This window comes from Pseudoglutamicibacter albus (assembly GCF_031458175.1).
GTDB classification, from domain to species: Bacteria; Actinomycetota; Actinomycetes; order Actinomycetales; family Micrococcaceae; genus Pseudoglutamicibacter; species Pseudoglutamicibacter albus.
Genome location: NZ_JAVDXX010000001.1, coordinates 721,633 through 742,414 on the forward strand (window position 1 = coordinate 721,633; position 20,782 = coordinate 742,414).

Annotated in this window: 19 protein-coding genes; 13 read left to right on the forward strand and 6 right to left on the reverse strand. The window is 58.1% G+C overall.

The annotated features are described in order from the left end of the window. Nucleotides 1-55: 55 nt before the first annotated feature. Both J2S67_RS03155 and rpsA read left to right on the forward strand, forming a co-directional pair. A complete protein-coding gene (locus J2S67_RS03155) occupies nucleotides 56-1,321 on the forward strand; it encodes a GNAT family N-acetyltransferase (RefSeq protein WP_310246215.1) in 1,266 nt (421 codons plus the stop codon). Between the two features lie 267 nt (nucleotides 1,322-1,588). Continuing rightward, nucleotides 1,589-3,067: a 30S ribosomal protein S1 gene (gene rpsA / locus J2S67_RS03160; protein ID WP_035757641.1), complete on the forward strand. Its 1,479-nt coding sequence runs from the start codon at nucleotides 1,589-1,591 to the stop codon at nucleotides 3,065-3,067. A 186-nt stretch (nucleotides 3,068-3,253) separates the two neighbouring features. On the opposite strand, the gene eccCa is transcribed toward rpsA, so the two are convergent. The 4 genes from eccCa to J2S67_RS03180 are packed head-to-tail and all read right to left on the reverse strand — an operon-like array spanning nucleotide 3,254 to nucleotide 10,094. Next, nucleotides 3,254-7,474, reverse strand: coding sequence for a type VII secretion protein EccCa (gene eccCa / locus J2S67_RS03165; RefSeq protein WP_310246218.1), 4,221 nt, complete (start codon nucleotides 7,472-7,474; stop codon nucleotides 3,254-3,256). Further along, nucleotides 7,471-8,463, reverse strand: coding sequence for a hypothetical protein (locus J2S67_RS03170; protein ID WP_156961826.1), 993 nt, complete (start codon nucleotides 8,461-8,463; stop codon nucleotides 7,471-7,473). The genes eccCa and J2S67_RS03170 overlap by 4 nt, the downstream gene beginning before the upstream one ends. Before the next feature lie 27 nt (nucleotides 8,464-8,490). Next, complete coding sequence (locus J2S67_RS03175; RefSeq protein ID WP_310246222.1) at nucleotides 8,491-9,813, reverse strand: EsaB/YukD family protein; 1,323 nt, start codon at nucleotides 9,811-9,813, stop codon at nucleotides 8,491-8,493. Beyond that, complete coding sequence (locus tag J2S67_RS03180) at nucleotides 9,807-10,094, reverse strand: hypothetical protein (protein ID WP_310246225.1); 288 nt, start codon at nucleotides 10,092-10,094, stop codon at nucleotides 9,807-9,809. Before J2S67_RS03180 ends, J2S67_RS03175 begins: the two co-directional genes overlap by 7 nt. A gap of 365 nt (nucleotides 10,095-10,459) precedes the next feature. On the opposite strand from J2S67_RS03180, the gene J2S67_RS03185 reads away from it, so the two are divergent. The 10 genes from J2S67_RS03185 to J2S67_RS03235 all read left to right on the forward strand — a co-directional run bounded on the left by J2S67_RS03185 (nucleotide 10,460) and on the right by J2S67_RS03235 (nucleotide 17,880). Then, nucleotides 10,460-10,795: a hypothetical protein gene (locus J2S67_RS03185; protein ID WP_084590386.1), complete on the forward strand. Its 336-nt coding sequence runs from the start codon at nucleotides 10,460-10,462 to the stop codon at nucleotides 10,793-10,795. Between the two features lie 54 nt (nucleotides 10,796-10,849). Then, nucleotides 10,850-11,155, forward strand: coding sequence for a pore-forming ESAT-6 family protein (locus J2S67_RS03190; RefSeq protein WP_310246232.1), 306 nt, complete (start codon nucleotides 10,850-10,852; stop codon nucleotides 11,153-11,155). Nucleotides 11,156-11,220: 65 nt separating this feature from the next. Further along, the gene (locus tag J2S67_RS03195) at nucleotides 11,221-11,550 is read left to right on the forward strand and encodes a hypothetical protein (RefSeq protein ID WP_310246235.1); all 330 of its coding nucleotides are present in this window, start codon (nucleotides 11,221-11,223) and stop codon (nucleotides 11,548-11,550) included. A 159-nt stretch (nucleotides 11,551-11,709) separates the two neighbouring features. Beyond that, nucleotides 11,710-12,819: a hypothetical protein gene (locus J2S67_RS03200; RefSeq protein ID WP_310246238.1), complete on the forward strand. Its 1,110-nt coding sequence runs from the start codon at nucleotides 11,710-11,712 to the stop codon at nucleotides 12,817-12,819. 86 nt (nucleotides 12,820-12,905) lie between these two features. Next, nucleotides 12,906-13,400, forward strand: a complete 495-nt coding sequence (locus J2S67_RS03205) for a hypothetical protein (protein WP_310246241.1) — start codon at nucleotides 12,906-12,908, stop codon at nucleotides 13,398-13,400. Continuing rightward, on the forward strand, nucleotides 13,388-14,185 hold the full coding sequence (locus J2S67_RS03210; protein WP_310246244.1) for a hypothetical protein: 798 nt from the start codon (nucleotides 13,388-13,390) through the stop codon (nucleotides 14,183-14,185). Before J2S67_RS03205 ends, J2S67_RS03210 begins: the two co-directional genes overlap by 13 nt. A 1,300-nt stretch (nucleotides 14,186-15,485) precedes the next feature. Beyond that, on the forward strand, nucleotides 15,486-15,821 hold the full coding sequence (locus tag J2S67_RS03220) for a hypothetical protein (RefSeq protein ID WP_310246246.1): 336 nt from the start codon (nucleotides 15,486-15,488) through the stop codon (nucleotides 15,819-15,821). Between the two features lie 51 nt (nucleotides 15,822-15,872). Further along, entirely contained in the window at nucleotides 15,873-16,178 is a 306-nt protein-coding gene (locus tag J2S67_RS03225; RefSeq protein ID WP_310246248.1) for a pore-forming ESAT-6 family protein, read from the forward strand. Between the two features lie 64 nt (nucleotides 16,179-16,242). Next, entirely contained in the window at nucleotides 16,243-16,572 is a 330-nt protein-coding gene (locus J2S67_RS03230) for a hypothetical protein (protein ID WP_310246250.1), read from the forward strand. After that, a complete protein-coding gene (locus J2S67_RS03235; RefSeq protein WP_310246252.1) occupies nucleotides 16,573-17,880 on the forward strand; it encodes a hypothetical protein in 1,308 nt (435 codons plus the stop codon). Between the two features lie 239 nt (nucleotides 17,881-18,119). Here J2S67_RS03235 and J2S67_RS03240 read toward each other — a convergent pair whose 3' ends face one another. Continuing rightward, a complete protein-coding gene (locus J2S67_RS03240) occupies nucleotides 18,120-19,379 on the reverse strand; it encodes a class I SAM-dependent methyltransferase (RefSeq protein WP_310246257.1) in 1,260 nt (419 codons plus the stop codon). Next, nucleotides 19,376-20,068: an IMPACT family protein gene (locus tag J2S67_RS03245; protein WP_310246259.1), complete on the reverse strand. Its 693-nt coding sequence runs from the start codon at nucleotides 20,066-20,068 to the stop codon at nucleotides 19,376-19,378. The genes J2S67_RS03240 and J2S67_RS03245 overlap by 4 nt, the downstream gene beginning before the upstream one ends. A 59-nt stretch (nucleotides 20,069-20,127) precedes the next feature. Here J2S67_RS03245 and coaE point away from each other — a divergent pair, with 59 nt between their 5' ends. Then, nucleotides 20,128-20,775 carry a dephospho-CoA kinase gene (gene coaE, locus J2S67_RS03250; RefSeq protein ID WP_256276256.1) on the forward strand — a complete coding sequence of 216 codons (648 nt, stop codon included), beginning with the start codon at nucleotides 20,128-20,130 and terminating at the stop codon, nucleotides 20,773-20,775. The last annotated feature ends 7 nt before the right edge of the window (nucleotides 20,776-20,782 follow it).

Consider the following 20,782-nt stretch of genomic DNA (forward strand, 5'->3'; position numbering starts at 1 on the left):
GCGGTTCAGGGTTGTTCGGCATCGCCCGGACGGACCCCTGGGTAGCCCGGATCCGGTGACTGAGGCGTTCATTGAGGCGATGGCCTTAGGGTTCTTGGACGGGCGCCGCACGCAAGAGGAAATGCAGGGCAAGGTTGATCGTTTCCGTCAGGACCGTTCGCTGTTGACGATGGTCCATGATGACAATCAGCCCTCGATCGCACTGGATGCGGATATTCCTATTGCGACGTTCGGGGAGTTCCCTGGCCAGCTGTGTGTGCGTGAAGGTGTCCTCGTTGATACGCACATGGTTACCGAGGTGACGGTGCGGACCTCGCACCGGCGTCGTGGTTTGTTGACCAAGATGATGCATGCCTCTTTCGACCGGGCTAAAGAAGCCGGGCGTCCGTTGGCGGCACTCACGGCGACCGAGGGCGTGATTTATGGCCGCTTCGGTTTTGGCGTTGCAGCGCATACTGGCACGTGCCGGGTCAAGGTCCTGCATGGTTTGCGTTTGCGGGCTTCTGCGATCAAGGCGATCGAGGATTCGGGTGTGCGCGTTGTGGTGCCGTCCTGGGAGGCGATGCCTGCGATCCATCGTGAGTCTTCTGAGGCCTATGTCAAGCGGACGCCTGGACAGGTTGCTCCGGTGTCTTCGCAACGGCGTCGCGCAGCTGGCATCAGTAACTATTTGGCGGAGCCAGGGGAGAGCCACGATTTGCGTCCGCTGGTTGCGCTCGGCCCGGACGGTAAGGTGCGTGGGCATGCGATCGCGGAGTTCTCCGGCTGGGATTCTCGCCCGTTCACGTTGAAGGTTCATGAGCTGATGGCCGCGGATCCTGTAGCGGAGCTCGCTTTGTGGCAAGCGATAGGTGCCACGGATCTGGTTGAAGAGCTTTCGGCCGATTCGGTGGTTGCTGATCACGCGCTGCGTGTCGCGTTGATCAATGGCCGCGATGTGGTTGACGGTGTTACGCGCGATGCCCTGTGGCTGCGGGTTCTCGATGTTCCAGAGGCGATGCGGGCCCGCGGACTCAGCAGTGAGGGCTCCGTGGTCCTGGACGTCTCTGACCCTCTGGGGTATGCCCAGGGGCAGTTCCTGATCGAGGCAGACGAACACGGAACGAGGGTTACCGAAGCCCCGGAAGCTACTGATGGTTCCGGCGCGGATGTGCCGCGCTTGAGCCTGGATGCGGAAGCGTTGGCTGCTCTATACCTTGGTACGTGCCGTGTAGCTGATCTGGTGGCGAGCGGGCGTGCCCAGGCTGATGAGGCCGACCTTGAAGCGCTTCACTTGTTGTTTCACTCGAAGGTGCCTCCTATTAACACAACCCACTTCTGATGTTCCGGTTGCCTGGTCATGATGGGCAGGGTCTTGATGATGGGGTCTTGACATTGGGTAGAGTTCTGCCGCGTGGCAGCAGTAAAAGAAGCTCATACTTCATTGACTGAATTATCCCCATAGCATAGACTTGGTTGAGTTGTGCACTTTGCGTGCCATCACGCGTGCGCAATTCCATATTGTTCACTACTTCAGAGCAGTACACTTTGAGCGAAACATTCGCGGCTGTTCTGACCGATTTACTATCCGTAACGGAGCCCCTACTACATGACCACTACGAACCCGGATCAGACCGGACTCCCGCAGGTCGCAGTCAACGACATCGGTTCGGAAGAGGAATTCCTCGCCGCTATCGACGCAACCATCAAGTACTTCAACGATGGCGATCTCGTTGAAGGTGAAGTCGTCAAGGTTGATCATGACGAAGTTCTGCTGGATATCGGCTACAAGACCGAGGGTGTTATCCCGTCCCGCGAGCTGTCTATCAAGCACGATGTAGACCCTAGCGATGTCGTCGAGGTTGGCGACACGGTTGAGGCACTTGTCCTGACGAAGGAGGACAAGGAAGGCCGTCTGATCCTTTCCAAGAAACGCGCACAGTACGAGCGTGCTTGGGGCGATATCGAGAAGGTCAAGGAAGAAGACGGCGTCGTTACCGGTACCGTCATCGAGGTTGTCAAGGGTGGTCTCATCCTCGACATCGGCCTGCGTGGCTTCCTGCCTGCTTCCTTGGTTGAGATGCGTCGCGTCCGCGACTTGGCTCCGTACATCGGCCAGCAGCTTGAAGCGAAGATCATCGAGCTCGACAAGCACCGCAACAACGTTGTTCTCTCCCGCCGCGCATGGCTCGAAGAGACCCAGTCCGCGGTCCGCACCGAGTTCCTCAACAAGCTAGAGAAGGGCCAGGTTCGCGAGGGCGTTGTCTCCTCCATCGTCAACTTCGGTGCATTCGTTGACCTGGGCGGTGTTGACGGCCTGGTTCACGTTTCCGAGCTGTCCTGGAAGCACATCGACCACCCATCCGAGGTTGTCGAGGTTGGCCAGAAGGTTACCGTCGAGGTCCTCGAGGTAGACATGAGCCGCGAGCGTGTTTCCCTCTCGCTCAAGGCAACCCAGGAAGACCCATGGCAGACCTTCGCCCGCACCCACGCACTGGGTCAGGTTGTACCTGGTAAGGTCACCAAGCTCGTTCCGTTCGGCGCGTTCGTTCGCGTTGAGGACGGCATCGAGGGTCTGGTTCACATCTCCGAGCTCGCTGAGCGTCACGTTGACCTCGCGGAGCAGGTTGTTCAGGTGGGCCAGGAGATCTTCGTCAAGGTTATCGACATCGACCTCGAGCGTCGCCGTATCTCGCTGTCCCTCAAGCAGGCCAACGAGGGTGTTGACCCAGAGGGCACCGAGTTCGATCCTGCTCTGTACGGTATGGCCGCAGAGTACGACGAGGCCGGTAACTACAAGTACCCAGAGGGCTTCGACCCAGAGACCAACGAATGGCTCGAGGGCTACGAGACTCAGCGCGCAGAATGGGAGCAGCAGTACGCTGCAGCTCAGGCCCGCTGGGAGGCACACAAGAAGCAGGTCGCAGAGGCAATCGAGAAGGACGCAGAGGCCGGCGCACAGCAGGCATCCGCTCCAGCTCCAGCTTCCTACTCCTCCGAGGACCAGAGCGACACCGAAGACAGCGGCACGCTCGCATCCGATGAAGCCCTTGCTGCACTGCGTGAGAAGCTCACCGGCAACAAGTAAGCAAGTCATCCGCCCCGCGAGCGCGGCACAGACACGCTAGCGGGGTAGATGAACCAAGAGGGCGGTTCCGAAGGGAACCGCCCTCTTCGCGTACCTGAAGCCGTTTGCCGTACCTCGACCCTCTTACAGCATCCAGTGGGTCATCACGGTATCCAGTGGGTTATTCAGCTATTCGGCGGACAGGGGCTAGTTGTTGCCTTCCTCGGCGTCGAGGGTGGCTACCTGGATGGTTTGTGGGCCTTCGTTCGGGCGGATCAGCATACCGCGGCCGGCAGGGAAGTGGCGCGGCCGGATGCGCCCGATGATCGGGCCTTCGCTGCTATCGCCGTCCATGAGCAGAGTCACGGCACCGGCTTCACGCAGCGATGCGAAGAACGGCTCATACATGGTGCGTGATGCGCCACGGACACGACGGGTGAGTGCCACATGCAAGCCGATGTCGGTGCTCATCGCGAGGAATGGGGTGAACGCGTGAAGCGGTGAGGCCGCCCCTGCGGTGAGGACGTCGTAGTCGTCCACGAGCAACACAATCCGCGGCCCTTCGAAGCCAGCATTCTGTTGGGCGAGCGGGTCGGCTTGCACACGGGACTGCACCTCTTTGACCACCGCAGCGGTGAGCTGTTCAGCATGCATCGAGGTAGCTGCGTATCCGCCGAGGTATTCCTCCGGGATCGCGTTCTGAAGGTCACGGCGCGGATCAAAGACCGCGAACACGAGCTCTTCTGAGCTGTATTGGCTCATGAGTTCGTGGGCGAGCAGACGCAACAGGCTCGTCTTGCCGGCTTCCTCATCCGCGAGTACCGCAAGGTGCGGTTCGCGGCCGATGAAGTCCAGGTAACGGATCGCCTGATTGCGTTCCATAACACCAAAGCGCAAAAGCCCCGGAGTTGATGAAGGCGGCAGCTGGTCCACGTTGATGTGGGTCGGCAGCAGGCGCACGGTGCGCGGGGTCTGCTCGCGATAGTGGAGTTTGACGTACTCGACCGCTTCCCTGAACGCCTTGGTGAGGCCGTCATCGCTTGGCTCGTCATCGATACGCGGTAGCGCGATCTGGCCGATACGGCCGTCGATGTTAAAGCCACGGCCCGGCTTGTTCTTAGGCAGGTGCGCCGCGGTCTTGGAGCCGTGCATCGAGTCCGATGGTTCGGTCAGCCGCATCTCCAGCCGGGTTCCGAAGAAGGACTGCTGCGCCATCCGGACTTCGTTCCAGCGGGTAGCTGTAGCGATGATGTGGATCCCGTAGCCGCTACCGCGGGTCAGGAGCGAGTAGAGCGAATCCTGGAGGTCTTCGAACTCGTCGATCAAACCACCCCAACCGTCCACGAACACTACGACGTCGCGCACATCGAGTTCGGGGTGGCGGCCGGATGCGAACATTTCACGCATCGTGGAGACCGAGTCGATGTGGAGGGACTCGAACAGCGCTTCGCGTTCGGTCAACAGGTCAGTGACTTCCTCCAGGGTTCGCCGCAACGCTTCGCGGCGTGTGCGCACGGCGACGCCGGCAGTGTGCGGAAGGCCCTCGATTGCGAGCAAGCCTGAGCCGCGCAGATCCAAGCCGTAGAGAGTTATTTCACGCGGGGAGTTCTCCAAGGCCAGCGAGAGCGCGATCGTGCGCAGGAGCGTGGACTTGCCGGTTGAAGGTCCGCCGAGGATCGCGATGTGGCCGCCCGAGTGGGCTAGGTCGAGTTCCCAACGCCCTTGCCACTGGTGCGCTGGGTCATCCAGAATCCCGATCGGAACCGGGAGGCTGTGCGATGTCTCCCCGGCGAGCTGGCCCGAAATCGCGGCAGGTTCCGGCGGCATCGAGAGCGCTTGATCCAGGGTGACCTTATCCGGCAAAGGCGGAAGCCAGATGGGGTCGGTCACGGCGGGGTACTTGCTCATCATGGCAACGGATGCGCTCAAGACGGTGGGCCCTTCGGCATCCTCATCATCCGACTGGGTGGCGGGCTTCGCGGCTTCCGCTTCGTCCTCGGCCTCGTCATAATCCTGGGCCATGGTGATGAAGTTCTGTGAATAGTACTGATCGATCAGCACGACGGGTACGGTGGGTTCCTTGGTCACCTCATCTTCTGCGGTTTCGATCGCTAGCGGGCCAGAGACGTAACCGGCTTTGAACTGCTCATACACGGTCGTATCCACTTTGAGGTAGCCGTAGCCAGGCAACGGCGGCAGGTGGAAGGCGTCCGTTGTTTCGAGCACGGTGCGGGATTCAGCTTCAGAAAGTGTGCGTAGACCGAGCCGGTAGGACAGGTAGGTGTCGAGGCCGCGGAGCTTGCCTGCTTCGAGGCGCTGGGAACTGAGGAGCAGGTGCACACCGATCGAGCGGCCAATACGACCGATCGACATGAACAAGTCGATGAAATCGGGTTGCGCGGTCAGTAGCTCACCGAACTCGTCAATCACGAGGAACAGGTGCGGCATGACCGGCAGGTTGCGGTTGCGGCGACGTGCCCGCTGATAGTCGGTGATGGAGGCGATGTTGCCTGCGGCTTTCAACTGTTCCTGACGCCGTAGGATCTCACCTTCAAGGCTCGCATAGATGCGGTCCACGAGCGACACATCGTCAGCGAGGTTGGTGACGATACCGGAGACGTGCGGGATGCCCTTGAACGGGGCGAAGGTCGCACCACCCTTATAGTCGACCAGAACCAGGTTGAGCTGTTCAGGGGAGTGGGTCAAAGCCAAACCGAGCACCAGTGTTCGCAGAAGCTCGGACTTACCCGAACCCGTTGCGCCTACGCACAGCCCGTGCGGGCCCATACCGTGCTGGGCGGCCTCCTTGATGTCCAGGCGAACAGGCTTGCCTTGCTGATCCAAACCGATAGGCACGGTAAGGAAGTCAGGGCCGAAGTTCGGCTCCCACGCCGCCTGCAAATGCGATTCGTTGAGCTCCTTGAGGCCCAGCAGTTGAGTGAACTTCATACCGGCTTGCTGCTCGGAGTGCTCAAGGGAATCGTGAGAGAGCCGCAGCGGGGCCAACACGCGGGAGATTGACTGGGCTAAGGCAACATCGGAATCATCCAAAACACCCTTGAGACGTTGTGCTACGGAACCATCAGAGTCCAGACGCTGAACCTCAACTTCCGCGGCGGCCTCAAGGTCCACCTCGCTGGCCGCGGCATCGTTCCTAAACCCGGCCCAATTACCCAGACCAGCCCAACTACCTATGCCAGTCTTACTACCCAGGCCCGCTCTGCGGCCTCGTCCACTTCCGTTATCTTGCCCAACATTGTTGTTGTGGACGGCCCTGTTGCTTTGTACGAGGCGTGCTGACACATCGCCGGGTTCTTCGAGCTGATTGCGTAGCGCGTGGATGACGGTGATGCCCATCATCTCTAGGTCCGTTGCGGTGCCTGCACTGAAGTTCTCTACCGGACCACTATGCCGCAGATCGACGATGAGCAGACGCGGCTGGTTGAGGTTTACAACCGTGTAGTCCGCCGGTGTGCGCCGTAGCTCAGCGGTCGCCTGGTAGCGGCGCTGGATGTTGCTGCGCAGCAGAGATGCCAGCTCCGGCATCGTCTCGCAGATGCGTGGCACGGGGCCGAAAGCGGTTGGTTGGTCTTGGTCGAGAATGTGGGGGAGCCTACGCACCCACTCCCACTTATCGCGGTGAACCGTCGGCACGAGGAACGCGAGCTGGAGGTCTTCAGGGGAGTGAAGCGCAACCGCCTGCAGGACCAGGTTGCGGATCGCTTGATCGCAGAACTCGTTATCCCCGATGACTGAGACCGTGTGGTCGGCGCCCAGGTGAACCAGCAACGGCATGTCTGGGGTCGTGGAGAAACGGTCTTGGAGAACATCGAGTTGCTGTTCGAGGTGAGGGTCAGTGCTTTCTAACGACTGGTCTTCGCCTTCAAGGCGGAACTCGACACCCGTGGCATCGCCGATGCCGCATCGAACATTGAGGTAGTCGCTGTGTTGGCGGCGCCGCTCCCACAGCCGCGATGGGGTGAAGATCAACTCGACGAGTGCGTTGGTGCGCGGGTCAGTTATTTGGGCTCGGGAACGCCGTTCGTCTTCTGCTGTACGCAACTCGTGGTGGCGTTCTTCGAGGTATTCAAGGTAGTTGTCGCGCAACTGTTTGCGGCGGCGGGTCTGTTTACCATTTTGCGAGGTCATCATGACGATCGCGCCGATCACGGTCACGATCATCATGAGCGCTCCAACCGCCGCGAAAGGGGAGCCCCGGAACAGCATCATGACCGTCATCGAGCCAGCCATACCCAAGAGTGGGATGAGGCCGAGGAACCCCATGTTGCCGGCTCCGCCGTCCTCGATCAAGGGCGGGCGGCGGACCGTCTCAAGCTCGGGTTCCGCTGCGGGTGGCTCGGAGCGGGCCGGGCGGTGGAACAGTCCGTTGTCTTCCAGGGCAGTCAGGGATCGGCTGTGTGTGGTCATGATGTAGCTTTCGCGACGGAGAGCACGGTTGCCCCGAGCTGGGCCACTTGCAGGCGCTCCCGTTCTGAGAGCAGCTCCATATTCAAACGGCCACCGGTGGCGACGTGAGCGTCAAAGCTCAGTTCTGGCAGGTTGGTTTTACGGCTGATCGGCAAGTGGGAACGCAGGTTGGTGTGACGCACGGATTGTTTGGTGAGTCTGACTTGCCGCTTTGATGCGTGGATGCTGTCAACCATGACTGGCACGAGCGCTACGTGCGGGTAGCTATGGTGAATGTAGTTACAGAAGGACTCGGCAACATCGACCGCAGCCGGGTACATCGGGATCGGAACGATCAGCGCGTGCAAGCCCGGATAGAAGGCGTGCATCACGTGATCGCTCATCGGCAGGTCAAGAAGCGTAACCGCAGCAGTCTGGGACAAGAACTGGAAGGTGTTCTGCATTAGGGCTCTGTCATCGAGCCGCTCGTCGCTATCTCCCCACGGCAAGAAACGCAGGTGCCGGGAGATCTCATCAGAATATGTATGAAAGTGCTGGTGGACGGGAACATCCCTTTGGTTCATGAGTTCAGAGAGCCTCTCAAGCCCTTTGTCCTCACTCACCTTTCGCGGGTTGCGTGGCCCGAGCCTACGCAGGGTGGCGCCGTCACGGTTGAGCACATCCACCACAAGCGTGGGTTCTTTGCGGCTATCCGCTAACTGATGCCCCAACAGAGCCACAGTTGAGCTCGCACCGGAGCCTCCCAGGGGGCTCGTGATGCCGATTCGGCGGCCCGTGAGCACCGAGGTCTGGCAGCCTTTGAGTGCCCGCTGGTAGGCCTCCGGGAACGGGTCTGACACCACCAGGTTCACGACCGAGCGCGTCGCGCGAACCCACCAGGAATCTCCAGGCGTGGTTGTGGTGTACCTAGGCACCGCGGCTTTCTTCTCGGGGCGGGCCGGGTTCCTCTTTCTCAAGGGATTGGCTGGCATCGTGGACTTAGAGTACATTCTCGGGCCTTTCACCTTTCCTGCGGGCTACTGACCGGTAAAGGACTCGATCAGGCGCGCATACAGTCCGAACGCGCCCACCAGGACAGGGAAAATAGACAAGGTCAGCAAGGTTTCGAAACGGCGGGCCGTTAGACGCAGGCCCGCGGCCACATGCTCTGGCATACGCCATAGCGGCTGTGTCAGGATCACGACGATCAGCAGGGCGAGCGTCAACGGCATGATCCACGCCGGTATCGAAACGGAAGACAAGCTCACCCAGAACACACCGCCGACGATCGCGGAACCCAGCATGCAGGTTCTCTCTGCAACCAACGGCATGTGGCGGGAACGCAAGGACACTAACGCGATCGTGATCAAAACGAGCGCAGTGACCCAGGGATCGTTCCCGGAAGGCCCTAGCAGGAAGACTGCTGTGAGCATCGTGAAGCACATGAGCCATATCAAGATGGCCATGCCGGCGTGTGCGCGCCTCACGCGTGAGGCTACGTCGCTGCGGTAGGGGCGTTTGCCGTCGGCGAGGTCATCATCCACACGCGTGAGGCCGGACAAGATGAGGGCGATGCGGGGAATGATGCCAACCAGGATGCCGCTGATAGTGAGCATCCAGAGCCCTAGATGCATGTCGCCAAGGTTGAGGATGAAACCTAGATACCACACGCCCACTGTCATGAGCGAGGCAATACCTGTAATGAGTGCTGTTTGCCACGCCCTGTGGTTGATCCCAAGGGCTAGAAGTGTGGCTGCGATCCACGCGTTGACGATCATCCACCCGAGGAACGGCTCGGGTTCGGCGAAGAACACTGTGAGGGTCAGAAGGGCTGCCGAGACAGTGGTGAGTTCGATGTCGGTGCGCCACCAGCGGTGATCGATAGCCGTCATCGCGATGAGAGGAAGGACCGTTGCGGTGAGTCCCCACGTAAGGAATGTTGCGCTACCAGGGTCCGGTAGAAGGCTGAGCGCTAGTGGCACCGCGAGCAATACGAGAAGTGCTGTGCTGAGTAGCCGCGATTTTGAGAAGCTCACCGTGGCGGATCGCGCCGCTGTGAGTTCGGCGCTGGTGTCTGCGAGGTCATAGACAACCGGGGAGCGGACGACCTCGTCGCGACGATCTAGCCGAATGAGAGCGCCGTCAGTGATTTTCGCGTCAGCGAGGGTTTCGTGGAGGGCGAGGCTACCGCCGCCCACCGGGGTGAGGGTCAGCTCTTGTGGGGCGGCTTTGTTGCCGGCGCGGGTGTGTCTGAGGATCTGCGGGATGAGCTCGCCAACGCTGACACTTGCCGGTAGGAGCATTTCTATGTTGCGGTCTGTAGCTAAGACAGTGACTCTGCGGTATCCGGTGCTCACCATGGGGCAACCTCGCCGACGGTGCGCTCTATTGAAATGGATGTCTCGGTGGGTGTCGAGGCGCGATTCATACGTTCGTTTTGTTCTTTAAACAGGTTGGAGATAAAGGAGAAGCCGACGCAGCCGGCGCAGATGAGGGCCGCGATGATCAGTCCGATCACGATGTGTTTGATTCCGGAGGTGAATGTGCGTCGGCGCCGGTCGTTGCCGTATAAGAGTGCGAGGCTGAGTCGCTGCCGACGAACAGCTACTGATTCGAGAATCTGCTCGTCATGGTTCTGCATGGTTCTCCTTTAGCGCATTCACAGAAGCAGAGGTGATCGCGCGGCCGATTATGCATGAGTCATGTTACAAGCAGCTTAAGGACGGCCAAAAGTAGTATGACGCGAACTCCTGTGTGTCTCCGATGTGTCTCATGTGCTGGCCTGTTGTTTCAAGGGCTAGCGCTGATTGTTTGATCCTGTTGTTGCGAGTCGCGGCTGAGCTTAACGTTATTTCAAATTTGTAGAGTTTTTTGGGTTTTGGGGTGTTTTCTGGTGGTGGTGCGGGTTAGGATGGCGTGCGTTGGCTCGGGTTTCGCGCCTGGTTTTGTGGGTGTGGGGTTTGGGTTGATGTGTTGGTTGTATTGGTTTTTGAAGGGAATAGTTTTATGAAGTTTGATATGGGTTCGCAGACGTTGGCTACGTTGAATCAGAAGACGTCTGGGTCGAATGATGATTTGGGTGGTTTGGTTCGTCAGTTGGTGGCGGCTGTTGCTCCGTTGGAGGGGAAGTTTAATGGTCAGGGTCGTGTGAGGTTTGATCAGTTCAAGGCTCGTGCTGATGAGATTGCTGCTGATTTGAATAGTTCGTTGGCTCGGATTGCTCAGGGTCAGTCTGAGATGAATGTTGCGACTCAGACTGGGGATCAGCAGACTGCTGATAACTCGACGCGTAATGAGTCTGCTGCGAATTTTGATGGTGCGCGTTTCTCTTCCACCCGCTAAAGCGGGCTGTTAGTTTTCTTGTTTTTCTTGTTTTTGTTTTTGTGAGGGGTTTTTATGTCGTTGGATCGTATTTCGTTTGATACTGGTGTGTCTGGTCAGGTTCAGGGGGATATTCAGGGGATTGTCTCTCGGCTTGAGTCCTTGATTGGTGAGCGTGATGCTCAGGTGGCTGAGGCTATGTCTGATTTTCAGATGGATGGTGTGGATGCTGAGTATCAGCATGTTGAGAAGCGGTGGCATAACGCTTCGAATGAGGTGCGCGGGATTATTAGTTTGGTGCGTGAGACGTTGGCTAGTAATGATGAGACGGCTGTGTCTACGCAGTCGCGTGCTCGTAATGCTGTAGCGAATACCGGCTAGCCAAGGGTGTACCCCCTGTGTGTGGGGGGGGTTGGATGGACTGTTCTTTCAGAAAGTTGTGACACATGCACTATTCAATTGTTCATTCTGGTGCGTCCAAGACCGTCAAAGCGACGCAGGAATCTGCTCAAGACTTGGATGATGCCCTGAAGGATGTTAAATCCGCGTTGGACGACCTTGGAAACGTGCTGAAGCATTCGAATGCCGTCGCTGGTGCGGTGACCGCTGTCAAGGATGGCGCTGTTACTCCTGCTGCGGATACAGTGATGTCTAAGGTCCGTACCGCGACTGGTTCTACCAGTGATGCTTTAGATTCCTATGCGCAGGGTGACGAGACAATGTCTTCTAATGCCGGTTCGGCGCCGGGTAGTCCAGACATGCCGGGGGTGGGATAAGTGAGTTTTGCTGTTGTTGATCTCGATGATCCCGGTGAAATTAGGGCAAAGGCATCTGATGTTCGGTCAAAGTTTAACGACGCTGCAGATGCCATGCAGGTGGTCCGTAAAGGCTGGAGTCCAATTCAAGAGCACTATGCGGCTCCGGAGGCGCCTACTGTGTCCGGAGCGATGGATGATCCGCATAGGATTGTCGGTGACCTTGATGACGCCGGCGATAAGATCAAGTCTGCTCTGGATGACTATGCGTCTGACCTTGACGGTCTAAAGCAGCGCCGTAAGGCACTCATAGACAAAATTAATGACTATAAGGCGATGGACCCGGATGATGGCGATGAATCCGGGCAGGAGGATAAGGATAAGCTTCGGAAGGAAATCGTAACCGAAGCTATTTCGCTGGCAGAGGATAAAGACGATATCCAGAATCGATGCCGGGACCGACTGCTAGCTGTCAGCATTGACGAAAATGATGCTTCTGACGCCAAAGATAAAGCGCCCAGAGCGAAAGAAGGCGCCGGAGAAAATATCGTACGTGCTTTCGGCAGTGCTATGTGGGACAGCGTTACGCGTAGCAACGATCTAGATGGCCGATGGGGCCCTGTGGCACAAATTGGCAATATATATTTTGATAAATGGGAGTATATATTCAAGGGGCTGCAGTGGAGTATGGGCAAGAAGGTCCCTGTGAGTTTCGCTGATGCCAGATGGCAGATGCCGAAAACGCTTCAGCGAATGACGGCAGGGAGCTTTGGTCTATTGCACTCGGCTGTTCGATGGTCCCCTCTAGGTGACTCATGGAACCCGATGCGGACGGCTGGCAAGGCTAAAGGCACCGTCGAGACCTTGGCTACCCGCGCTCGGATGCGGATTAAAAGCCGCAATAACTGGGTTGCGAAAAACCCGATTGATCAAGGGGCCCTTAACGACGTTGGGAAATACGCTAAGGTAGCTGGCCGTGCTTCCTCGGTTGTAGGTGCGGGAGTAACAGCTGCTACTAGCTGGCAGGAAGACTCGAAAACGCACCCGTCTATGGGTAATGGTGAGAAGGCGGCTCGTGCAGGTGTGGCAACGGGACTGTCTGTTGCTGGTGGCTTGGGCGGCGCTAAAGCTGGTGCCGTAGTCGGCGGCGCCCTCGGCTCTGTTGTTCCAGTCCTCGGTACGGGGGCAGGGGCGGTAGTCGGAGGGATCGTCGGTGGTGTTGTAGGCGGTATGGCCGGTGGATGGGCTGGGGATAGGGCCAAAGAGCGCATGAGCTCGTGGAAAGACTGAACTCCAGGGAGTAGCAAAGCCTGAAACTGACGCCAAGTAAGCATTTCCTCGTCATGGCGACGTCGAGATAAAGGACAACCTAGCTCATGCATAACCCAGAGATTGAGTTCACGCTCTCAGAGCATCGTGATGCACGGTTCAGGCTCCCCATCCCGCAAGACTGGGAGATGGACACCTCCGGTAGTGATAAAGGGGTGTTCATCTACATGGGGTCAGAAGAGTGGGGTAGTAGCCGTTTCCGTCCGAACATTGTGGTGATTCAGAGAGCCTACGATCATCGGCACGATAACGATGAAGACTATTACCGCGAGATCCTCGCCACGGATGCCGGGCTAGCCGATCAGCTGGCTGAATACCGCAACATCCACCTCAGCTGGGACACGCTAGGTGAGGATAGCGCGGCCGTCTTGCGCGTATCTTCCTACCGGAATGAGGAAGGGACACCGCTGATGCTGTATCAGTGGAACGCACTACGCGCCGGCCTAGAAGTGAATTTTGCCATCACGTTCCCCACTGCTGACTATTCAGTGTGGGCAGACCTTGCATACGCATGGGCGAAGGATTTCGAATGGACAGTCTAGAAACTAATCAAGAGGAACAACAGTCCGGGATCGTTCTGCCCCGCGAGCAGTTCCTTCGACTATTGCGCGGCGAATTCGAAGGTGACGGTCCCACGCTTTATGACGTAGCCGATGAGTGTGTTTTAGCGAACGGTGAGGCTCAAGCTCCGTATGCACAGTTTTGGGGCATCTACACGACCCGTCGAAGCTTCATGCAGGTTCGGCGGCTGCGTCCGGATGGAACCGAAAACAAGGTGTATATGTGGACCGGCCCGCGAGGCGTTATTTTTGCGGTCGAGAATCACACCGAAAGTGTTGTGACGATGAGTGCCGCAAGCCTCGATAGCCGATTCACGCTCCTGATCGATGGCATGGTTTTGGGGCGGCGCGACTTCCCACGAGAGTATGAGCCGGGATACGGCGTGATCCAGCAGAAGGATATTCTCAAGCTCCTCGAGCCTGATGGTCTACCGTCTTCCGAGCTAGCTGCGTCTACGAAAGCACTCGCTGACTCGGTTGCTCACGTGCAACCTGGGATGGCCCAAGACCTTGTGGACGGTCAATACGAGATCATCTCCATCATGGGTGAGTGGGAAAGCGGAGATCGCGACGAGACCGCGAGCGTCGTCTACTTTGATACGCCGCACGGCTACCTTCTGCATAACACGGAGCGCCAGATGCTGCGTAAAGAGCACCATCTCGAGCCCGCGCCCGGCTGGTACATCCTCCTCCGCGCTATGGAGGTGCTGCCACCGGAACCGGTGATCGCTTCATGGCAGGAAGAAGCCGACGCACACAGAGACTGAACACCTCACTCCACTGGATGTGCCGCAGGTGGTGGGACGCCGGTTTGCGTAAATGCCAATGTTTGCTGGTATAGATATTGGCTTTATCGGTTGTCTCGGGCTGGCTAGTGTTTCGCCTCCTTATCCGTTGGTGTTGAGGGAGCAGTTCAAAAACAGCTATCGTTCCCCTCTTCACGAGGGAGAAGGTTGCTGTTTCCTCGCTAAACTCCCCTTGGCCCCTACCGGTGGATGCATAACTCTCAAGAGTGGTAAGTAGTTCCTGCCAGAAAATGTCGACGTTTGTCCACGCATCCATCGGCATGATCTGAACCCCATTAAGGATGAAAGAAACCCAGCCTTCACCAGGCAAACACCTATTATTTTGCCAATGCCACCAACGAGCTGCCTCACCTGGATTAGCGGAAATAGATACCAGGTGCTCGTCATGTTGCTTAGAAAAAAGCTCTGGAAACGTAACGCCTGTCCCTCTGAGGACAAAAGTTTCGATCTCCAGTTTGGTCTCATTCATCCAATGGTTCATACGTTCCAAACCTAGCGTGGATAAAACTGTAGTTGCACGAACATCTGATACGGACATTCTGGGATTGCAGATGGCCTCGACCTAAATTCCTCCTTGTAGATGTCCTTATAGGAGATCATTTGGTCGTGGGACGATCGGGTTCCGCTGCGAAAAAGCCGAAGCAGTCTTAGGGGACCCGTTAGCAGGTCTGAGCCTTCGACTCTCCCGAGGTAATCGCTTGAGTCTTTCTTCCACTGTCCCGCCACCGGATGCCTCGGAACAATCGCTCGCCGAAGATCTTTCACGGCACCAAGCCCCCAACGACCTGAAGGGCAGCCTCTTCCTTAGACGCGATGGAACACTTCCCGGGTATAACGTCAATCCAGCTTTAGGCGAGGTGCCAACTAAACCAAGGACACTTCAGCCTGAAGCCAGGCATGACTCGCACTGGCGTTCCATTGCCTTATCCCTTAGTGCCTAAAAGGGTAGTGAAGTGACGTCGAGATGCATGGGACACGGCTATCGCCGGACTGAAAATCGCGTTCGAAAGCTCCGCGAACACATCCGCTCCCGCAACACATAATTCCTTGGTTACTAAGGGGTAGCTATCGCACTCCTGTTACTGCGCTTGGAGTTTGGTTAATTTGAATTCAACATTCACCAGATTCGGGTTTTTGGGGTGTTTTCTGGTGGTGGTGCGGGTTAGGATGGCGTGCGTTGGCTCGGGTTTCGCGCTTGGTTTTTGGGTGTGGGGTTTGGGTTGATGTGTTGGTTGTATTGGTTTTTGAAGGGAATAGTTTTATGAAGTTTGATATGGGTTCGCAGACGTTGGCTACGTTGAATCAGAAGACGTCTGGGTCGAATGATGATTTGGGTGGTTTGGTTCGTCAGTTGGTGGCGGCTGTTGCTCCGTTGGAGGGGAAGTTTAATGGTCAGGGTCGTGTGAGGTTTGATCAGTTCAAGGCTCGTGCTGATGAGATTGCTGCTGATTTGAATAGTTCGTTGGCTCGGATTGCTCAGGGTCAGTCTGAGATGAATGTTGCGACTCAGACTGGGGATCAGCAGACTGCTGATAACTCGACGCGTAATGAGTCTGCTGCGAATTTTGATGGTGCGCGTTTCTCTTCTTCCCGCTAACTGTTATCTATTTCTTGTTTGAGGCAAGACTTTTATTTTTTAGGAGTAATTATGTCGTTGGATCGTATTTCGTTTGATACTGGTGTGTCTGGTCAGGTTCAGGGGGATATTCAGGGGATTGTGTCTCGGCTTGAGTCGTTGATTGGTGAGCGTGATGCTCAGGTGGCTGAGGCTATGTCTGATTTTCAGATGGATGGTGTGGATGCTGAGTATCAGCATGTTGAGAAGCGGTGGCATAACGCTTCGAATGAGGTGCGCGGGATTATTAGTTTGGTGCGTGAGACTCTGGCTAGTAATGATGAGACGGCTGTGTCTACGCAGTCGCGTGCTCGTAATGCTGTAGCGAATATCGGCTAGCCAAGGGTGTGCCCCCTCTTCTAAGGGGGGGTAGATGGACTGTTCTTTCAGAAAGTTGTGACACATGTACTTTGATATCCATCACGCGGCCGCTACGCAGACTGTTACAGCAACCAACAGCGCCGCTGATGATCTCCAGGCTGCGTTGCTTGAGCTCTCACAAGCGTTCGCAGCCGCTGGGCACGCTCTGCCGCAATCACCGGTTGTGACAAATGGTTTGGCCGCGGTCTTCATGGGCGCGATCGAACCCGGTTCCAACACTGTGATCAGCCGAGTTAACATGGCAACGAGCAGCACAAACGCCGCTCTGAGCTCGTATGCCCAAGGGGATCAGCAGATGTCTGCCAACGTGTGCCCAGTCCCAGGCAATATTGATATGCCGGGGGTGAACTGAGTGGGCTTCAACGTCGTAGAGCTTGACGACGGGGGAGCCGCCCGCGCAGCAGGCAGCGGAATCAGTTCAGCTGGTGATTCCATCGTTGCAGCGATGAACAGCGTTCAAAGCAGTTGGAGCCCCATCGGTGGCCAATACTTTGCCCCGGAAGCCGGGCAAGTCATTAACGCGATGACGGCTCCATCAACATTGAGCAGGCAGCTGGATGCAGCGACCATGAGTGTGAAGTCCGCTCTTGACGCGTACGGAGCCGAACTTGATGCCCTCAACAGGGATCGGGACCGGATCCTCGCGAAGATCGCGGTCTACAACGCCATGAACCCTCCACCAGACGACCTTGAAGGGCAGAGGGAAAAGGAGCGCCTCAGGCAAGAGATCGAGGCCGACTGCGCTCGGCTCGCTGAAAACAAAGACCGTGCACAGAACCAATGCCGCGGCGCGTTGCTGGGTATTACTGTGGGCGGTCACACGGCGAGCAACGCTGCAGGTATCGACCTTGCTAAAGCCGATGAGGCTGGCGGCAATATGGTCGGTAGCTTCTTCAAGGCGCTGTGGGATCGGGTTGCGCGGAACAACAGCTACGGAGGCGCAGTAGGTCCTCTGATGCAAATTGGTCTTTTGACGATGGATAAATGGAAGTATGCCATCCAATACACCCAGCTATCCAAGTACTGGACCACCGTGAACTTGGACGCCGCCGCGAAAGGCCTGTGGAAGGCGCCTAAGACACTGGAAAAATTTGCTGATAGCAGTTGGACCGCAATGATATTAGTCCACAAAGCTACCGGCTGGACGCCAATGGGCGCCTCCTGGAACCCGATGGCGAAGCCAAACGGGTTCAAAGAAGGCGTCAAAGCCTTTGGCGGGCGTACACTGATGCAGCTCAACACTTCCGAGAACCGAATCCCTGTCAATCCTGCATATCAGTCCCACCTCGACACCCTCGGTAAAGTCAGCAAGAACCTTGGACACGTGGGTACAGCCGTTGGCGTAGCCACAACGAGTGTTTCGAGCTGGCAAGCCGACTCGAAAGCCCACCCAGCGATGGGTGGAGTCGAGAAGGGCGCCCGTGCAGCAACGATGGCGGCCACCTCCACCGCGGGTGGCATAGCTGGGGCCAAAGCCGGTGCAGCTGTAGGTGCCGCAATCGGCTCCTTCGGTGGTCCCGTAGGCACAGCTGCCGGTGCCGTCGTCGGCGGTATCGTCGGCGGTGTTGGTGGCGGTAAGGCCGGTTCGTGGCTCGGAGATAAGGCCAAGGATACTGTCGGAGATGGTGCGGCCTTTATATGGGATAAGGTCTCCAACTGACCCGCGCGATGCTCAACCGGCATCGTGGGGAAAGATCCGGGGACAGCCCCGGCAGTGTACCCTGTGGGTGCCCAGGTTTATGCCTGGGCACCCACGGCCGTTAACAAGCCTTGCTCACTGAGAACTGACTTATTGACCTATCCCTGGCCTGCGACCATCGACCGCCGGAACGAGAGCACCAGCCCTTAGCCGCCAGAACTCGACGAGTTTGGCGGCGGTTAGGTCTAGACCAGCAGGTTCTAGACCTTCGTCTCCGTGACCGTGAACGTCGCATCACGTCCCAGCTGCCGAGTCTGACCAATGTTCTGTCTCAAGAACGCCCGATACCGCAGATGCGAATTCCAGACAGCGATGACGCGGCCACCACGCCCCGCAATCTCACGGGCCGCAAACAACAGCTTCTCGCCAACGGCACGCTCTACGACAGCGCCTTGATGGAACGGCGGATTCACCAAAACAAGCCGAGGTGAAACCTCAACGGTCGACGTGCCCTCGCTCAACGGTGGAATTAGGTGCTCGCCCGCGTCAGCCATCACAGCCCGTACCTGCTCTGCAACCCCAGAGGCTCGGGCACTCGCGGAAGTAGCTGCAACAGCGGCCGCCGAGTCATCCGTGGCATCAACGCGAGCATCTGGCCAACGCCGAGCCGCCCACACCGCAACCGTCCCGTTACCACAGCCAAGATCAACAACCCGCTGGCCCGGCTCCGGATCAATATCGTGCTCAGCGATCATCTCCAGCATGAATGCAGTACCAGGGTCCAAACGGTTCTGACCGAACACCCGCGCATCCCCATGTAGAGTGACCCTATTCCCGGCAACCAACACAGTGCGCGGCTCGGGATACAGAACACGCCTGGCAGCATCAGAATCAATCGGCCCGGCATTAGAAACGAGCGAGCCCGCGCCGGCAGAAACCTTCAGAACGCGGGACTTCTTGCGCCCACGCTGCGGCTGAACCGGACCTAGCCAACGCTCAAGAGGTTTATTCATCGCGGGTGTCATGTGCTTATCCCGGCCGCCAGCCCACACCGTCGCGCCGTCGGCTACAAGCCCGCGCAAGGCAACAGCCCAATACTCAACCTCAGCAACAGAGCGAGGCAACTGCCACAACACTAAACCGAACCCGCCACCGGCAGGCCGGGGAACCTCATCAAGCGAAGAAAACGCAGAAGACCCAGCCATGCCGAGCTCATCAGCGTTAGCTTTCAACGCGGTCAACAACGCAACAGAATCCTGAACCGAAACAACACCACGCAAGCCAGCCTCAACAAGCCCGAGCGTCAAAGCGCCATAGCGGTCGCCCAGGACCAAGATGCGGTCCCCAGTCAAAGCTTCGGCCTCTACCTGGGCAAGGCCGTGCTCCAAGAGCAGCTGATCGGTCGCGTCCCACGCACGCAACTCGGGGGACTCGATGTCCGGCCACCGCCGCAACGAACCCCAACTCGCGGGAACCTGCTGCGCTCCGCTAGGTGTCACCGCGTCCTGATTATGTGTCATTGGGCCCACACCGCCCGTCCTTCGGCGATCTCGGCCTCGCCGGCGAAGGCTGTCTGCAACGCGGCCCGTGCAGCGCCGATGCCCTCCTCGGAATCCGTGACAGCGATTGTCATGCAACATCCGGTGGCCGAATATGTCGTGTCCAACAAGGTGTACCCGAGGCCGCGTATCACATGTTCGGCGCGTCCGGCCTGCGCCATATTTACAGACACCACAAGCTCACGCTTCCGGTGCCACGTCACAAAGCGGGCGCCATCCAGAGCCTGCGAAACCGATTCCGAATACGCACGGACCAAACCGCCAGCACCCAACAAGATCCCGCCAAACCACCGCGTGACCACCGCAACAACGTCCGTGAGGTCGCGGCGCTCATCGGAGGTTTCACGCTGCGCCAGGGCCGTTAGCATCGGGATACCGGCAGTACCGGCCGGCTCGCCGTCATCCGAGGAACGTTGCGTGTCCTGATCCGGGCCCAGAATGAATGCAGAACAGTGGTGCCGTGCATCATGAAACGAGCGGCGTTGCTCCTCGATCACAGCGCGGGCGTCATCTTCACTGCGGACAGGCGCCAAGACGGTGTGGAACACCGAACGCTGAATCTCGATCTCGTGCACGTGCTCATCCGCAAGGCGCGTAAAACGCGTAGACCGCACACGCGGATCTGCCAGCTCAATCGGGGAAGAAGTCATCGTTTCCAGTCTAGATGGCCACTACAGTGGAAGAAGGACCCAGCTACCTAGGAGGCAACGTGACCCAGCAGCCTGAGAATAACCCGCGCATCGGGCTGACAGGCGGGATCGCAGCAGGTAAATCTACGGTTGCGCGGCGGCTCGCTGAGGAACACGGAGCGCTTATTATCGACGCGGACGCTATTGTGCGCAAGCTGCAAGAGCCAGGGGAGCGGGGACTAGAAGCGATCGTCGCGGAATTTGGTGAGGACATGCTCACCGCTTCCGGTGCACTCGACCGGGCACGGCTCGGTGCCGTGGTTTTCAACGACGAGCAGGCTCGTGAACGGCTCAACGCGATCATCCATCCGATGGTGCGTGAAGAAGCGCAACGGCTAGCTGACTCTGCTGCGCCAGGACAGTTGATTGTCGAGGACATTCCTTTGCTCGTTGAAAGCGGCCAGGCGGGCCGGTTCGATCACGTGATGGTGGTCGAGGCTCCGCTTACGGAACGGGTGCGCCGGATGGTCGAAGACCGCGGGATGAGCGAAGACGACGCCCACGCTCGGATCAAGGCGCAGGCAACGGATGAACAGCGGCGTGAAGCAGCCACGCATCTGCTGGTGAATCACGGCTCAGTCGATGACCTGCATAAAGCCGTCGATGCGGCGGTCGCCTCGATCCTCGCGGTGCCGCGTGACGCTGAACACAGCGGGGGCACCGACTAGGCTTAAA

Coding starts and splice junctions, on each gene's coding strand:
- rpsA (WP_035757641.1), top strand. CDS start 1,589: ATGACCACTACGAACCCGGATCAGACCGGACTCCCGCAGGTCGCAGTC.
- eccCa (WP_310246218.1), bottom strand. CDS start 7,474: ATGACCACACACAGCCGATCCCTGACTGCCCTGGAAGACAACGGACTG.
- J2S67_RS03170 (WP_156961826.1), bottom strand. CDS start 8,463: ATGTACTCTAAGTCCACGATGCCAGCCAATCCCTTGAGAAAGAGGAAC.
- J2S67_RS03175 (WP_310246222.1), bottom strand. CDS start 9,813: ATGGTGAGCACCGGATACCGCAGAGTCACTGTCTTAGCTACAGACCGC.
- J2S67_RS03180 (WP_310246225.1), bottom strand. CDS start 10,094: ATGCAGAACCATGACGAGCAGATTCTCGAATCAGTAGCTGTTCGTCGG.
- J2S67_RS03185 (WP_084590386.1), top strand. CDS start 10,460: ATGAAGTTTGATATGGGTTCGCAGACGTTGGCTACGTTGAATCAGAAG.
- J2S67_RS03190 (WP_310246232.1), top strand. CDS start 10,850: ATGTCGTTGGATCGTATTTCGTTTGATACTGGTGTGTCTGGTCAGGTT.
- J2S67_RS03195 (WP_310246235.1), top strand. CDS start 11,221: ATGCACTATTCAATTGTTCATTCTGGTGCGTCCAAGACCGTCAAAGCG.
- J2S67_RS03205 (WP_310246241.1), top strand. CDS start 12,906: ATGCATAACCCAGAGATTGAGTTCACGCTCTCAGAGCATCGTGATGCA.
- J2S67_RS03210 (WP_310246244.1), top strand. CDS start 13,388: ATGGACAGTCTAGAAACTAATCAAGAGGAACAACAGTCCGGGATCGTT.
- J2S67_RS03220 (WP_310246246.1), top strand. CDS start 15,486: ATGAAGTTTGATATGGGTTCGCAGACGTTGGCTACGTTGAATCAGAAG.
- J2S67_RS03225 (WP_310246248.1), top strand. CDS start 15,873: ATGTCGTTGGATCGTATTTCGTTTGATACTGGTGTGTCTGGTCAGGTT.
- J2S67_RS03230 (WP_310246250.1), top strand. CDS start 16,243: ATGTACTTTGATATCCATCACGCGGCCGCTACGCAGACTGTTACAGCA.
- J2S67_RS03240 (WP_310246257.1), bottom strand. CDS start 19,379: ATGACACATAATCAGGACGCGGTGACACCTAGCGGAGCGCAGCAGGTT.
- J2S67_RS03245 (WP_310246259.1), bottom strand. CDS start 20,068: ATGACTTCTTCCCCGATTGAGCTGGCAGATCCGCGTGTGCGGTCTACG.